11 protein-coding genes are annotated in these 15,479 nt (G+C 64.2%); 6 read left to right on the top strand and 5 right to left on the bottom strand.

Features of this window, described 5'->3' with window-relative positions:
* Positions 1–16: 16 nt before the first annotated feature.
* Positions 17–646: an isochorismate family cysteine hydrolase YcaC gene (ycaC, locus tag ABNP31_RS25460; protein WP_015272313.1), complete on the bottom strand. Its 630-nt coding sequence runs from the start codon at positions 644–646 to the stop codon at positions 17–19.
* Between the two features lie 320 nt (positions 647–966).
* Between ycaC and ABNP31_RS25465 the strand changes: the two genes are divergently transcribed.
* On the top strand, positions 967–2,394 hold the full coding sequence (locus ABNP31_RS25465; RefSeq protein ID WP_085664282.1) for a mechanosensitive ion channel family protein: 1,428 nt from the start codon (positions 967–969) through the stop codon (positions 2,392–2,394).
* A 108-nt stretch (positions 2,395–2,502) separates the two neighbouring features.
* Here ABNP31_RS25465 and amaA read toward each other — a convergent pair whose 3' ends face one another.
* Both amaA and amaB read right to left on the bottom strand, forming a co-directional pair.
* Positions 2,503–3,789, bottom strand: coding sequence for an L-pipecolate oxidase (amaA, locus tag ABNP31_RS25470; RefSeq protein WP_085664281.1), 1,287 nt, complete (start codon positions 3,787–3,789; stop codon positions 2,503–2,505).
* A 167-nt stretch (positions 3,790–3,956) separates the two neighbouring features.
* The gene (gene amaB, locus ABNP31_RS25475; RefSeq protein ID WP_003253547.1) at positions 3,957–5,447 is read right to left on the bottom strand and encodes an L-piperidine-6-carboxylate dehydrogenase; all 1,491 of its coding nucleotides are present in this window, start codon (positions 5,445–5,447) and stop codon (positions 3,957–3,959) included.
* A 136-nt stretch (positions 5,448–5,583) separates the two neighbouring features.
* On the opposite strand from amaB, the gene ABNP31_RS25480 reads away from it, so the two are divergent.
* Both ABNP31_RS25480 and hglS read left to right on the top strand, forming a co-directional pair.
* A complete protein-coding gene (locus ABNP31_RS25480; protein ID WP_238067071.1) occupies positions 5,584–6,474 on the top strand; it encodes a LysR family transcriptional regulator in 891 nt (296 codons plus the stop codon).
* A 184-nt stretch (positions 6,475–6,658) separates the two neighbouring features.
* Complete coding sequence (hglS, locus tag ABNP31_RS25485) at positions 6,659–8,053, top strand: 2-oxoadipate dioxygenase/decarboxylase HglS (RefSeq protein WP_025341095.1); 1,395 nt, start codon at positions 6,659–6,661, stop codon at positions 8,051–8,053.
* Between the two features lie 194 nt (positions 8,054–8,247).
* Here the strand turns inward: hglS and ABNP31_RS25490 are convergent, their stop codons facing one another.
* Positions 8,248–9,174 carry a LysR substrate-binding domain-containing protein gene (locus ABNP31_RS25490; protein ID WP_085664279.1) on the bottom strand — a complete coding sequence of 309 codons (927 nt, stop codon included), beginning with the start codon at positions 9,172–9,174 and terminating at the stop codon, positions 8,248–8,250.
* Positions 9,175–9,330: 156 nt separating this feature from the next.
* Here ABNP31_RS25490 and ABNP31_RS25495 point away from each other — a divergent pair, with 156 nt between their 5' ends.
* Complete coding sequence (locus ABNP31_RS25495; protein ID WP_024087906.1) at positions 9,331–10,719, top strand: NorM family multidrug efflux MATE transporter; 1,389 nt, start codon at positions 9,331–9,333, stop codon at positions 10,717–10,719.
* Between the two features lie 100 nt (positions 10,720–10,819).
* Here the strand turns inward: ABNP31_RS25495 and ABNP31_RS25500 are convergent, their stop codons facing one another.
* Positions 10,820–12,487, bottom strand: a complete 1,668-nt coding sequence (locus ABNP31_RS25500) for a putative bifunctional diguanylate cyclase/phosphodiesterase (RefSeq protein WP_350012872.1) — start codon at positions 12,485–12,487, stop codon at positions 10,820–10,822.
* A 254-nt stretch (positions 12,488–12,741) separates the two neighbouring features.
* On the opposite strand from ABNP31_RS25500, the gene rep reads away from it, so the two are divergent.
* Both rep and ABNP31_RS25510 read left to right on the top strand, forming a co-directional pair.
* Positions 12,742–14,751 (top strand): DNA helicase Rep, encoded by a 2,010-nt coding sequence (gene rep / locus ABNP31_RS25505; protein ID WP_025341098.1) that lies wholly within the window; start codon positions 12,742–12,744, stop codon positions 14,749–14,751.
* Between the two features lie 64 nt (positions 14,752–14,815).
* On the top strand, positions 14,816–15,388 hold the full coding sequence (locus ABNP31_RS25510; protein WP_003253535.1) for a xanthine phosphoribosyltransferase: 573 nt from the start codon (positions 14,816–14,818) through the stop codon (positions 15,386–15,388).
* Positions 15,389–15,479 lie beyond the last annotated feature (91 nt).

Below are 15,479 nucleotides of genomic sequence, written 5' to 3' on the forward strand. Positions count from 1 at the left end.
GCCCGGGGCGATCGGTTTACTTGCTGGCGTTGAAGGCGTTGTAGCTGGTGATCAGGTTGCGGTAGTCCGGGATGTGGTTGGAGCACAGCGCGGCCAGGCCTTCGATGTCGTTGCGCCAGTCGCGGTGCAGCTCACAGGCCACGCCGAACCAGGTCATCAGTTGCGCGCCGGCCTGGCTCATGCGGTCGTGAGCGGCGTCGCGGGTCATGGCGTTGAAGGTGCCGGAGGCATCGGTGACCACGAACACTTCGAACTCTTCTTCCAGGGCCGACAGCGCCGGGAAGGCTACGCACACTTCGGTCACCACGCCGGCGATGATCAGCTGCTTCTTGCCGGTGGCCTTCACCGCCTTGACGAAGTCCTCGTTGTCCCAGGCGTTGATCTGGCCTGGGCGGGCGATGTAGGGGGCGTCCGGGAACAGGGCTTTCAGTTCTGGTACCAGCGGGCCGTTCGGGCCTTGTTCGAAGCTGGTGGTGAGGATGGTCGGCAGGTTGAAGAACTTGGCCAGGTCGGCCAGGGCCAATACGTTGTTCTTGAACGCGTCCGGCTCGATGTCGCGGACCAGGGACAGCAGGCCAGCCTGGTGGTCGACCAGCAGGACAGCGGCGTCGTCTTTGTTCAGGCGGTTGTATTTGAAGTTGGTCATGGTCGTTGCTCCTAAGGGTTTTGATCTTTTCAGTAAGTTGGGTGTTTCGCGTTGATGGGAGAAGATTAAAACCATGACCTTTCTGGCGGTAGATAGCGGTTTTTGGCTCTAGCGTTCTGTTTTATGAACGATGGTTTTGTATGGGCTCGACCGGCCCTTTCGCGGCTAAAGCCGCTCCCACAGGGATTGCGCTGGATTTGAATCGTGCGCAGTACCTGTGGGAGCGGCTTTAGCCGCGAATAGGCCGGCACAGGCCCCATTGCCTGCCCGGCCAACCTGCTCTATTACTACCCACAGCCCTCCCCTCACCCGAGACCACCATGCTGGCGTTCATCCAGTCATACCCGTTGTTGCTCGGCACCGCCCTGATCCTGCTCGACCTCGTGCTTTGGCAACTGATCCCTCTCCAGCACCGGGCCTGGCGCATCGGCGCGCGGCTGGTGCTGTTCCTGCTGTTCAGCTCGGTGCTGGTGGCTGCCGGCATGAGCCCGCTGCAACCACCACCCTGGCCCGATGATGTCTCGCGCAACCTGATCGCCACGGTACTGGCGATCGGCTGGTGGCTGTTCGGCGCACGCACGGTGACGGTGGTGTTCGGCCTGTTGCTGGTGGCCCGCGGCAGCCATGGCGGGCGTTTGCTGCAGGATGTGCTGGGGGCGCTGATCTTCCTGGCTGCCGTGGTCGCTGCCGCAGGCTATGTGTTGCAGTTGCCGGTCAAGGGCCTGCTGGCCACATCGGGGGTAATGGCCATCGTCATCGGCCTGGCGCTGCAGAGCACACTGGCCGACGTGTTCAGTGGCATCATCCTGAACACCACGCGGCCGTATCAGATTGGCGACTCGATCTCCATCGACAGCACCGAAGGCAAGGTGCTGGAAATCGACTGGCGTGCCACCCGCCTGCTCACCAGCACCGGCAGCCTGGCGGTGATCCCCAACTCGGTGGCGGCCAAGGCCCGGCTGCTCAACCACAGCCGCCCGGCCGATGTGCACGGAGTGTCGGTCAGCGTGGTGGTACCGGCCAAGGTGCGGCCCAAACGGGTGTTCGATGCTCTGGAAAAAGCCTTGCAAGGCGTCAGTGCCATCCTGGCTACACCAAGACCAAAGGTGACGGTGAAAGCCTCGACGCTGGAATCAGTGGAATACGAAGCCAGTGGCTTCGTGGCCGATGCGGGCGCCAAGGGCGACGCGCGCAACCAACTGTTCGACCTGGCCCACCGGCACCTGGAGGCCAGCGGGGTGATGTGGAACACCGACCTGGCCATGCCACCACGCAGCCGCCAGCGCGAGGTGCTGGACGAGGTGCGGGTGTTCCGCTCGCTGAGCGCGGAAGAGCGCGATGCGCTTAGCCAGCGCATGACGGCGGTGGAATACCTGGCCGACCAGGTAATCCTGGGCGTGGGCGAGCATTCCGATCATTTGCTGGTGATTGGCAGCGGGGTGGTTTCGGCGTCGATTCGCGATGGCGACAAGCTGGTCGAAGCAGGACGCATGGGGCCGGGCGAGGTGCTGGGAATCGAAGGAATCATCGACGAAGAGGAATCGCTGGCCGAGTTCCGCACGCTGACCGGTTGCGTGCTGTATCGGATCGACAAGGAACAGGTGAAGAGCTGCCTGGTGCAACGCGGCGATGTGCAGACGGCCTTGAGCAAGTTGCAACGGTTTCGGCGGCAGAGCCGGGAGTCGTTGTTGCTGCAGAAGCCGGTTTCGATCAAGAAGGGCGGCTTTCTCAGCTGGTTGCACAAGTAAGCCTGTGCCGGCCTCTTCGCGGGTAAACCCGCTCCCACAGAGACCGCGCAAATTCAGAACGCTGCGCAGTACCTGTGGGAGCGGGTTTACCCGCGAAGAGGCCAGTATTTACAACACAACTCTCAAACATTGCCCCGCGTGGTACAGCGAGAACCCGGACTCATAGAACGCCGTCCGCAGCGAGGGCGCACTCACGCCCTTCATCGGCGAAAACGGAATCGGCAGGCTGCCCGCCTCCCCCTTCAGCAGGAACTCGGCAAACGCCCGGCCAATCACGGTCCCGGTAGTATTACCCCGCCCGTTGTACCCGGTCACCGCCACCAGCCCCGGCGCCGGCTCGAACAGGCGCATCAGGTGGTCTGGGGTGAAGTCGATGCAGCCGGTCCAGTGCATTTCCCACTCGACCTTGCCCAGCTCCGGGTAATAGTGGCTCTGGATGCGGTCGGCCCAGCTGCGCACGAACCAGGCCGGCTTGTTGTCGACCCGGCCCAGGCTGCCGAGCAGCAGGCGGCCCTGGTCGTCGCGACGGATGCTGCTGAGCACGGTGCGGGTGTCCCACGAGCCTTGGCCATGTGGCAGCACCTTGTCGGCTGCAGCACCCTGCAACGGCTTGGATGCCACCTGGTAGTAGTAGCCACGGAAGAACTGCTTCTGCAGGTTGCTCCAGTCGCCTTCGGTGTAGGCGCCGGTGGAAATCACCACCTTGTCGGCGCGCACCGAACCACGTGCGGTCTTCACCCGCCAGGCATCGCCGTCACGCTCCAGGCCTTCGACCGAAGACTGCTGGAACAGCTTGCCACCCAGGCGTGCCACCGCTGCGGCCAGGCCCTGGGTGTAGCCCATGGGGTTGATGGTGCCGGCGCGGCGGTCGAGCAGCGCGGCGGAAATCTTGTCGGTGCCGCAGTATTCCTGGCATTGGGCGCCGGTCAGCAGCTCCACATCGGCACCACGGCGGCGCCATTGTTCGTGGCGGGCCTCGAGGTCGGCGATACCGGTGGCGTTGTGCGCCATGTGCAGCGTGCCTTTGTGCTGGGCCTGGCAGTCGATGCCAAGGCGTTCGATCATGGCGAACACTTCGGCCGGGGCTTCGCCGAGCACCTGGTTCAGGCGGCTGCCCTGCTGCAGGCCAAGGGTGGCCTCGACATCGTCGGGGCGGATCCAGGTGCCGGCGTTGACCAGGCCGACGTTGCGCCCGGAGCCACCGTGACCGATCTTCCAGGCCTCCAGCAGGATCACCGACTTGCCCTGTTCGAGCAGGTGGATGGCCGCCGACAGACCGGTAATGCCGCCACCGATCACGCAGACATCGGCCTTGTGCTCACCGGCCAGGGCCTGGGCGGCGACGGTCGGTTTGCTGACGAATTCCCACAAGCATTCTTGACGCAGTTCGGACATGGCCCGGCTCCAGCAATTTGTTCTTGTTTGGGGCCGCGTTAGGGCCCATTCGCGGGCAAGCCCGCTCCCACAGGAGGTACACAGGTTTCGAAATCTGTGGGGTACCTGTGGGAGCGGGCTTGCCCGCGAACCGGGGGCTGAGCCCCCGGCCATGCAGCATCAACCCATCAGTCGAACACGATACCCTGCGCCAGCGGCAGTTCGCGCGAGTAGTTCACGGTGTTGGTCTGGCGACGCATGTAGCCTTTCCAGGCATCCGAACCGGACTCACGGCCACCGCCAGTCTCCTTCTCGCCACCGAAAGCACCGCCGATCTCGGCGCCGCTGGTGCCGATGTTGACGTTGGCGATGCCGCAGTCGCTGCCCGAGGCGCTCTGGAAGCGTTCGGCCTCACGGATGTCGGTGGTGAAGATGCACGACGACAGGCCTTGTGGCACTTCGTTGTTCAGGCGCAGGGCCTCTTCGAAGTCGTCGTAGGCCAGCACGTACAGGATCGGGGCGAAGGTTTCGTGGCGCACCACGTCGCTCTGCGCCGGCATTTCGGCGATGGCAGGCGATACGTAGTAGGCGTTCGGGTACTGGTCGGCCAGCTGACGCTCACCACCAAATACCTGGCCACCTTCGTCGCGGGCCTTGGCCAGCGCGCCCTGCATGGCGTCGAACGACTGCTTGTCGATCAGCGGGCCCACCAGGTTGTCCTTGCGTGGGTCACCGATGCGCACCTTGCCGTAGGCGGCTTTGACACGGGCAACCACTTCGTCCTTGATCGAACGGTGCACGATCAGGCGGCGCAGGGTGGTGCAACGCTGGCCGGCGGTGCCGACTGCGGAGAACAGGATGCCACGCACGGCCAGGTCGAGGTCGGCGCTCGGGGCCAGGATCATGGCGTTGTTGCCGCCCAGTTCGAGGATGCTGCGGCCGAAGCGGGCAGCCACACGTGGGCCGACTTCGCGCCCCATGCGGGTGCTGCCGGTGGCGCTGACCAGCGGTACGCGCGGGTCGTCGACCATGGCTTCGCCGGCTTCACGGCCGCCGATTACCAGTTGTGCCAGGCCAGCCGGGGCATCACCAAAGGCTTTCAGGGCTTTTTCGAACAGCGCCTGGCAGGCCAGGGCGGTCAGCGGGGTCTTCTCGGACGGTTTCCATACCACCGAGTTACCGGCGACCAGGGCCAGGGCGGTGTTCCAGGCCCAGACTGCGACCGGGAAGTTGAAGGCGCTGATCACGCCGACCACGCCCAGCGGGTGCCAGGTTTCACGCATGTGGTGGCCAGGGCGCTCGGAAGCGATGGTCAGGCCGTACAGCTGGCGCGACAGGCCAACGGCGAAGTCGCAGATGTCGATCATTTCCTGCACTTCGCCCAGGCCTTCCTGGGTGATCTTGCCGGCTTCGATCGAAACCAGCTCGCCGAGGTCGGCCTTGTGCTCACGCAGCACTTCGCCGAACAGGCGCACCAGCTCGCCGCGGCGCGGGGCCGGCACGCTGCGCCAGGCTTCGAAGGCGCTCTGGGCCTGATCGATGCGGGCGATGGTCTCGGCCTTGCCGAGCAGTTTCACCGAGGCGATCTGGCTGCCGTCGATCGGCGTGTGAACAGGGTAGTCGCCCTGGGTGTAAGCCTCGGCAGCAACGCCAAGGCGCTCGAGCAGTCCAGCAACCATTTGTGCATCTCCTACATCGGGTGATGGGGTGGAAAAATGATGTGGATCAGTATTAATCCGATCACACCGGTGCAACAAACGACCTTTATTCCGCATATCATTCCGTCAGGTAATGATTTGAGCCGCAGAGACCGCTATGTCCAAACGCCTGGTGCCCTCCATGACCGCCCTGCAGTGCTTCGAAGCTGCAGCCCGCCATTTGAGCTTTACCCGTGCCGCCGAAGAGCTGCACCTGACCCAGAGCGCGGTCAGCAAGCAGGTGGCGCAGCTTGAAGACATGCTGCGCCACCACCTGTTCCTGCGTATCCGCCGCCGCCTGCAGCTGACGCCGGCGGGCAGCCTGTACCTGGCCGAGGTCAACAAGATCCTCACCCAGGTGGACATGTCCAGCCGCTACGTGCTCACCTACGGCGAGCAGACCGAGATATTGAAGGTAGCCACTCAGCCGAGTTTTGGCGTGCGCTGGTTGATCCCGCACCTCAAGGGCTTTGGCAAGCGCCACAGCAACATCCACCTGGACATCCGCAACGAGATGGAACCGTTCGCCCTGCTGCAGGGCTCGGCGGACGTGGTGTTCTTCTATGGCCAGGGCACCTGGCCGGGGGCCACCTGCGTTGAGCTGTTCGGTGAGGAGGTGGTGCCAGTGTGCGCGCCGGAGTTGCTGGCCGGACGTGAACTGAACGATGCCGGGGAGCTGGCCGAACTGGTGCTGCTGCAGAGCACCTCGCGGCCAGAAGCCTGGCACGAGTGGTTCCTGGAGCTGGGCTTGCAGAGCGTCAGCGCCTACCACGGGCCGCGCTTCGATACCTTCTACATGGCCTTGAGCGCGGCGCAGGCCGGGTGCGGGGTGGCGTTGGTGCCGCGCTACCTGGCGGCGAAGGAGCTGGCCGAGGGGAGTTTGGTGGTGCCGTGGAACCATGCGATGCGCAGTGCCGGGGCGCATTACCTGGCGTATGCCGAGCATGCGGCGGAGGTGCCCAAGGTAAGGGCGTTGGTGGAATGGATTCGTGAGCAGCTATCGACCTGAGGGCCTCTTCGCGGGCACGCCCGCTCCCACAGGTATCGCGCAAGGCCTGAACCCTGTGAGGTGCCCGCGAAAGGGCCCTTGAGGTCGATCAAAAAAGGAATGACACACTCACTTTTTTTCGCTTGTGAGCAAAGTGCATTCCCAGCTTTCATGTAAGCGTCCGAACCCAACCAGGAAGCTAGCGATGCCCGCCCACGATTTCGTCAGCCCCGACAGCATCCGCGCGCAGTTCTCTGCCGCCATGTCGCTCATGTACAAACAGGAAGTGCCCCTGTACGGCACGCTGCTGGAGCTGGTGAGCGAAATCAACCAGCAGGTCATGGCCCAGCAACCCGAGGTTGCCGAGGCCCTGCGCTGGACCGGCGAAATCGAGCGCCTTGATCAGGAGCGCCACGGCGCCATCCGTGTGGGCACCGCCGCAGAGCTGGCCACCATCGCCCGGTTGTTCGCGGTCATGGGCATGCAGCCAGTCGGCTACTACGACCTCAGTTCCGCTGGCGTGCCGGTGCATTCCACCGCCTTCCGCGCGGTGCACGAGCAGTCGCTGCATGTCAGCCCGTTCCGCGTGTTCACCTCGCTGCTGCGCCTGGAACTGATCGACAACCCGCAACTGCGCGAGCTGGCAGAGAGCATCCTGGCCAAGCGCCAGATCTTCACCGCACGTGCCCTCGAACTGATCGCCCAATGCGAGCGCGATGGTGGCCTGAACGCCGCCGATGCCGAAGCGTTCGTGCAGGAAGCGCTGCACACCTTCCGCTGGCACCATGACGCCACCGTCACTGCCGAGCAGTACCAGCAGTTGCACGACCAGCACCGCCTGATCGCCGATGTGGTGGCCTTCAAGGGCCCGCACATCAACCACCTGACCCCGCGCACCCTGGACATCGATGCAATCCAGCTTGGCATGCCGGCCAAGGGCATCCCGCCAAAGGCCGTGGTCGAAGGCCCACCCACCCGCCGCCACCCGATCCTGTTGCGCCAGACCAGCTTCAAGGCCCTGCAGGAAAAGGTCGCGTTCAGCGATCAGCAGGGCAGCGAAGGCAGCCATACCGCGCGCTTCGGCGAAATCGAGCAACGCGGTGCGGCGCTGACGCCGAAAGGTCGCCAGCTGTACGACAAGCTGCTCGACGCCACCCGCGCCGCCCTGGGTGGCGCCCCGGCCGAGGCCAATGCCGAACGCTACATGGCGTTGCTGAAGGACACATTTGCCGAGTTCCCGGATGACCTGGCACAGATGCGTGAACAAGGGCTGGCCTACTTCCGCTACTTCGCCACCGAAAAAGGCCTGGCTGCGCGCGACCAGGACGGCCGCCCGACCACACTGGAAGGGCTGATCGAGGCTGGCCATGTGCACTTCGAGGCGTTGGTGTACGAGGACTTCCTGCCGGTGAGCGCGGCGGGGATCTTCCAGTCCAACCTGGGTGACGATGCGCAGGCCGAGTACGGCAGCAACGCCAACCGCGATGCGTTCGAAGCGGCGCTGGGGCTGCAGGTGCAGGATGAGCTGGCGCTGTATGCGCAGAGCGAGCGTCGGTCGCTGCAGGCGTGTGCACAGGCTTTGAACCTGGGCTCGATGTAAGGCATTGCGGCCTCTTCGCGGGTAAACCCGCTCCCACAGGTACAGTGCAGTCCTTGAGGCCAGCGCTGTCCTGTGGAAGCTTCGGCGCAGGCCTTGAGGCCAGTACTGTACCTGGGAAAGGTTCGATGCAGGCTTTCAGGCCTGCGCTGTACCTGTGGGAGCGGGTTTACCCGCGAAGAGGCCGGTACAGGCGATCAAAGGGCCGGCAGGATCTGCACATTCGGCAAATCCATCGCCGCCACCTCCTCTTCCAGAAACGCGCTCAAACGCCGCAACCGCTCGCCCCCTGGCCGAGTGCGCGGCCACACCAGGTAATAATCCATCCCGCTGGGCACCGCCGTCGGCCAAGGCAGGCTCAAGCGCCCCTGCGCCACATCTTCGGCCACCATCAGCAAATCACCCATGGAAATGCCATAGCCACGCGCCGCGGCAATCATGCCCAGCTCCAGGGTGTCGAACACCTGCCCGCCCTTGAGCGAAACCTTGTCACTCAACCCCATGCGCTCCAACCACTCCCGCCAGTCGCGCTTGTCCACCGTGGGGTGCAGCAGCTCGATGCAGGCCAGCCGACGCTCGTCCCAGGGTTCTTCGTCGAGCAGGTCTGGCGCACCCACGGGGATCAGCAGCTCCGGGAACAACCTGCGCACTTCCCATTCCGGCGGGAACACCCCGTCGCTGAGCAACACCGCGCAATCGAACGGCTCCTGGTTGAAGTCCACATGGTCGACATCCATCCAGGCGCTGGTCAGCTGCACTTCGTTGCCAGGCTGCAAGTGGCGAAAGCGGCTAAGGCGCGCCAGCAACCAGCGCATGGTCAGGGTCGAGGGGGCCTTCATGCGCAGGATGTCATCCTCACCGCGCAAGGTATCGCAAGCCCGTTCCAGCGCGGCAAAGCCTTCACGCACACCGGGCAGCAACACCCGCGCCGCTTCGGTCAGTTGCAGGCTGCGGCCGCTGCGCACGAACAGGCGGCAGGCAAAATGCTCCTCCAGCGTGCGGATATGCCGGCTGACCGCGCTCTGGGTAATCGACAGCTCTTCGCCGGCACGGGTGAAGGAGCTTAGCCGCGCGGCGGCTTCGAATGCGCGCAGGGCATACAGCGGGGGGAGCTGACGGGACATGAGGCACCTGCCATACGGGGCTGTGAAATGAATCACCGGGAAGCATATATACATGAGTCAGACTCATGCCAATGATCGCTTTTATCCTTTTGTGCAAAGTTGACCAAAGCCTCAGAATCGCCCTTCGTTGATCACCCCAGGAAAAGGACTGCCCCCATGCATGTCGCGCCCACCACAGAACTCAAGGCTTTGCTGCGCCTGGCCGGGCCGCTGATCGCCTCGCAGTTGGCGCACATGCTGATGGTGCTGACCGATACCCTGATGATGGCCCGCATCAGCCCGCAAGCCCTGGCTGGCGGCGGCCTGGGCGCGGCGAGCTACTCGTTCGTGTCGATCTTCTGCCTTGGCGTGATCGCTGCGGTCGGCACCCTGGTGGCCATTCGCAAGGGCGCCAACGACATCGAGGGCGCCACCCGCCTGGCGCAGGGTGGCCTGTGGCTGGCCTGGGGCCTGGCGCTGTTCGCTGCGCTGGTGCTGTGGAACCTTGAGCCGGTACTGCTGCTGTTCGGGCAAAAGCCCGAGAACGTTGCCTCGGCCGCCGAATTCCTCACCCTGCTGCCACTGGCCCTGCCCGGCTACCTGACCTTCATGGCCTTGCGCGGCTTCACCAGCGCGCTGGGCCGCTCGACCCCGGTGATGGTCATCAGCCTGGTCGGCACGGTGCTCAACTACCTGTTCAACGTGGCGTTGATCGAAGGCATGTTCGGCCTGCCCAAGCTGGGCCTGATGGGTATCGGCCTGGTCACCGCGGTGGTGTCGATGGGCATGGCCATTGCCTTGGCGCTGTATATCCGCTGGCACCCGGCCTATGCCGCCTACCCACTGCGCAAGGGCCTGTCGCGCCCTTCGCTGCCGGCCCTGCGCGAGCTGTGGCGGCTGGGCCTGCCGATTGGCGGCACCTACATGGTGGAAGTCGGCCTGTTCGCCTTCGCCGCGCTGTGCATGGGCGTGCTGGGCAGCACCGAGCTGGCGGCGCACCAGATCGCCCTGCAGATCGTCTCCACGGCGTTCATGGTGCCGACCGGGTTGTCGTATGCGGTGACCATGCGCGTGGGGCTGTACTACGGCGCCGGCAACCTGCTGGCGGCGCGCAGTGCCGGGCGGGTGGGCATCGGCTTCGGGGCGATGATCATGTTTGCCTTCGCCGCGCTGTTCTGGCTGCTGCCCGATGCGCTGGTGGGGCTGTTCATCGACCGTGACGACCCGGCATTTGCGGCGATCTTCCAGCTGGCGGTGCAGTTGCTGATGGTGGCTGCGTGGTTCGAGCTGTTCGATGGCATGCAGACGATCGCGATGGGCTCGATCCGTGGGCTGAAGGATGCCAAGACCACCTTCCTGATCGGCCTGGTGTGCTACTGGCTGGTGGGGGCGCCGAGCGCCTGGCTGTTCACCTTTACCCTGGGTGGTGGCGCGGTCGGGGTGTGGTGGGGGCTGGCGTTGGGGCTGGCGTGTGCGGCGGTGGCACTGACCTTTGGCTTTGAGTGGCGGATGAAGCGGCTTTTGGGCAAGGCCGGGATTGGTGGAGCAGCGACGGCTTCGGCCTGACTTGCGGGCCTCTTCGCGGGTAAACCCGCTCCCACAGGGACTGCGCAGGGTCTGAATACTGTGCAAAGCCTGTGGGAGCGGGTTCACCCGCGAAAGGGCCCTAAAGGGCTGTGCCCAACTGGCAGCCGGTCGCCTGCAGCAAGAACTCCATCAACTCCCCCACCGGCAGCGGCTTGCTGACCAGGAAGCCTTGAACCTGGTCACAGCCAAACCCGCGCAGCAACGCCATCTGCTCTTCGCTCTCCACCCCTTCGGCCACCACCTCCAGGTTGAGGTTGTGCGCCAGGTTGATCATGGCGTGCACCAGCTTGCGGTTCTCCTCGCGCATTTCCATTTCCGCGACAAAGCTGCGGTCCACCTTGAGCAAGGTGATCGGCAGGCTGTTGAGGTGCACGAACGAAGAGAACCCGGTACCGAAATCATCGAGCGAAAAGCGCACGCCCAGACGCCCCAGGGCGTCCATGGTCTGGCGCACCAGTTCGTTGCGGCGCATCACCGCCGTTTCGGTCAGTTCGAACTCGAGCCAGCGGGCATCCACGCCATGTTCGAGAATCAGGCGGCTCAAGGTCGCCAGCAACTGGCTGTCCTGGAACTGGCGGAAGCTCAGGTTGACCGCCATGTGCAGCGGCTCCAGGCCGCGCTCGCACAGCGCCTGCATGTCGCGCAGGGCACGGGAAATCACCCAGTAGCCCAGCGGCACGATCAGGCCGCTCTGCTCGGCCAGCGGCACGAACTCGCTGGGCGGCAACAGGCCGCGCTCGGCATGCCGCCAGCGCACCAGCGCCTCGAGGCCGACGATGCGCCCGTCGGCCAGGTTCAACCGCGGCTGGTAATGCAGCTCCAGTTCGTCCCGGCGCAGGGCGCGGCGCAGTTCGCTTTCCAGGTCGGCAAGGCTGCGGGCGTTGCGGTTGATGCGTTCGTTGAACACATGGAAAGTGCAACCCTGGCTGCCCTTGGCCTGGCGCATGGCGATGTGCGCGTGCCACATCAGCGGGTCGGCACCACCCTGGGCGCGGGCATGGGCCAGGCCCAGGCTGCAGCCCAGCAGCAGGCTTTCGCCGTCGATCCAGTAGGGTTCGGCCAACGCCTCGACAATCCGCTCGGCAATCGATTCGGCACGATTGGGGTCGCGTCGGGTGTCGATCAGCAGGGCGAACTCGTCGCTGCCCAGGCGCGCCAGCTGGTCACCCGCCTCCAGTTGCTGTTTCAGGCGCGCCACCACCTGCAGGATCAGGCGGTCGCCACTCTGGTGGCCAAGGGCGTCGTTGACGTGGCGGAAGTTGTCCAGGTCCAGGTGGCCGAGGGCAAGGCCACGGCCGTCGTTCTCGGCCAGCCGCGCGGTCAGCAAGGCCTGGAAGCCCTGGCGGTTGGCGATGCCGGTCAGCGGGTCCTGCTCGGCCAGGCGCTGCAGGGTGGCCACCAGCACGCCGCGCTCGCGCACATGGCGCAGCGAGCGGCGCAATGTGTCGGCATTGAGCTGGTCACGCACCAGCCAGTCGCTGACAGCGGTGGGCGCTACCTGGGGCTCGTGGTCGAGCAGCAGGATGGTCGGCAACTCGCAGCGCCCGGGCGCGGGCTGCAGGGCCGGGGTTGCCAGCACGATAGCCTGACGGTCCTGGTTGAACAGGCTGTCGACCGACTCCCAGTTCGGCGCCGTCAGCAGTACGGCGCTGCCACCCAGTGCGGGCGTGCACTCGCGTAGCAGCGCCCCCCATTCCGGCTCATCGGCCAACAGCAGCAAACGCAATGGTTCGACAGGCGTGGACAAGCGGGCTCCTTAGGGCTTCACGGTGCAACGGAAACTGGCAGGTATGCTACTGCATTAATGAAAATGATTTTCAATTTAATACATGTTTTTACGGGTGTAGCATCCCGACGTATTTTGTCGTGCATCCTGCGCGAAACTGCGCCAGCCGGCAAATCCCGTTTACATATTTGACTCAGACGTCAGACGGTCGCGCCACAAACGCCCCATGCCTGTTAGAATGCGCGGCTATTTTCTGGCGACCCCCGGTTTCTAGCATGTCCCGACTCAATCCCCGGCAGCAGGAAGCCCGTGACTATGTCGGCGGCCCTCTTTTGGTGCTCGCCGGTGCAGGCTCGGGCAAGACCAGCGTGATCACGCGCAAGATTGCCCACCTCATCCAGAACTGCGGCATCCGTGCCCAGTACATCGTGGCGATGACCTTCACCAACAAGGCCGCGCGCGAGATGAAGGAGCGGGTCGGCACCCTGCTGCGCCCGGGGGAAGGCCGTGGCCTGACGGTGTGCACGTTCCACAACCTGGGCTTGAACATCATCCGCAGGGAGCACGAGCGCCTAGGCTACAAGCCGGGTTTCTCGATCTTCGACGAGTCCGACATCAAGGCGTTGCTGTCGGACATCATGCAGAAGGAATACTCCGGCGACGACGGCATCGACGAGATCAAGAACATGATCGGTGCCTGGAAGAACGACCTGATCCTGCCCGCCGAAGCCCTGGAGAAGGCGCGCAACCCGCGCGAGCAGACCGCAGCAATCGTCTACACCCACTACCAGCGCACGCTCAAGGCGTTCAACGCGGTGGACTTCGACGACTTGATCCTGCTGCCGGTCAAGCTGTTCCAGGAACACCCCGATGTGCTGGAGCGCTGGCAGAACCGCGTGCGTTACCTGCTGGTGGACGAATACCAGGACACCAACGCCAGCCAGTACCTGCTGGTGAAGATGCTGATCGGCATGCGCAACCAGTTCACCGTGGTAGGCGACGACGACCAGTCGATCTACGCCTGGCGTGGCGCCCGGCCGGAAAACCTGATGCTGCTCAAGGAGGACTACCCCTCCCTGAAAGTGGTGATGCTGGAGCAGAACTACCGCTCCACCAGCCGCATCCTGCGCTGCGCCAACGTGCTGATCGCCAACAACCCGCACGCGTTCGAGAAGCAGCTGTGGAGCGAGATGGGCGTGGGCGACGAGATCCGCGTCATCCGCTGCAAGAACGAGGAAGCCGAGGCCGAACGCGTGGCCATGGAAATCCTCACCCTGCACCTGCGCACCAACCGGCCGTACAGCGACTTTGCCATCCTCTACCGCGGCAACTACCAGGCCAAGCTGATCGAACTGAAGCTGCAGCACCACCAGGTGCCGTATCGCCTGTCGGGCGGCAACAGCTTCTTCGGCCGCCAGGAGGTCAAGGACCTGATGGCCTACCTTCGCCTGCTGGTGAACCCGGACGATGACAACGCCTACCTGCGGGTGATCAACGTACCGCGCCGCGAAATCGGCTCCACCACCCTGGAAAAGCTCGGCAACTACGCCACCGAGCGCGGTATTTCGATGTACGCCGCCAGCGAGGAGCTTGGCCTGGGCGAGCATCTGGACGCCCGCTATACCGAGCGCTTGCAGCGCTTCAAGCATTGGCTGGACGGGGTGCGCCACAAGGTTGCCCTGGAAGACCCGATTGCCGCGCTGCACGAGATGATCCGCGATATCGACTACGAGAACTGGATCCGCCAGCAGACCGCCAGCGACAAGGCTGCCGAGTTCCGCATCAGCAACGTCTGGTTCCTGGTCGAAGCGCTGAAGAACACCCTCGAGAAGGACGAAGAGGGTGACATGACCATCGAGGACGCCATCGGCAAGCTGGTGCTGCGCGACATGCTCGAGCGCCAGCAGGAAGAGGAAGAGAACGCCGAAGGTGTGCAGATGATGACCCTGCATGCCTCCAAGGGCCTGGAATTCCCCTACGTGTTCATCATGGGCATGGAAGAGGAAATCCTCCCGCACCGCTCCAGCATCGAGGCCGACACCATCGAAGAGGAACGCCGCCTGGCCTACGTGGGCATCACCCGCGCGCGCCAGACCCTGGCCTTCACCTTCGCCGCCAAGCGCAAGCAGTACGGTGAAATCATCGACTGCACGCCCAGCCGGTTCCTCGACGAACTGCCACCGGACGACCTGGCCTGGGAAGGCCTGGACGATGCGCCGGTCGAGGTAAAGGCCGCACGGGGCAACAATGCCCTGGCCGATATCCGGGCAATGCTCAAACGCTGATCAACCATTACTCTTTAACTTTGCCGCTATTTGCGGCCACCTTTGCTACATCGAGGAAAACAAAGTGGAAGCACTGCATCAGAAGATTCGCGAAGAAGGCATCGTGCTTTCCGATCAGGTTCTCAAAGTCGACGCGTTTCTCAACCACCAGATCGATCCGGCGCTGATGCAGCTGATCGGTGACGAGTTCGCCCGCCTGTTCGCCGACGCGGGCGTGACCAAGATCGTCACCATCGAAGCCTCGGGCATTGCCCCGGCGGTGATGACTGGCCTGAAGCTGGGTGTGCCGGTGATCTTCGCCCGCAAGCACCAGTCGCTGACCCTGACCGAGAACCTGCTGACCGCCTCGGTGTATTCCTTCACCAAGCAGACCGAGAACACCGTGGCCATCTCGCCGCGTCACCTCAACAGCAGCGACCGCGTGCTGGTGATCGACGACTTCCTGGCCAACGGCAAGGCGTCGCAGGCCCTGATCTCGATCATCAAGCAGGCCGGCGCCACCGTGGCCGGCCTGGGTATCGTGATCGAAAAGTCGTTCCAGGGCGGCCGTGCCGAGCTGGACAGCCAGGGCTATCGCGTTGAGTCGCTGGCCCGGGTGAAGTCGCTGGAAGGTGGTGTGGTGTCCTTCATCGAATAAGGCCGCTACGCGATCTCTGTGGGAGCGGGTTTACCCGCGAAGGCGATTTGGGATGCGCCATCGCATTCGCGGGTAAACCCGCTCCCACAGG

It is taken from the genome of Pseudomonas asiatica, from assembly GCF_040214835.1.
GTDB lineage: Bacteria > Pseudomonadota > Gammaproteobacteria > Pseudomonadales > Pseudomonadaceae > Aquipseudomonas > Aquipseudomonas putida_Z.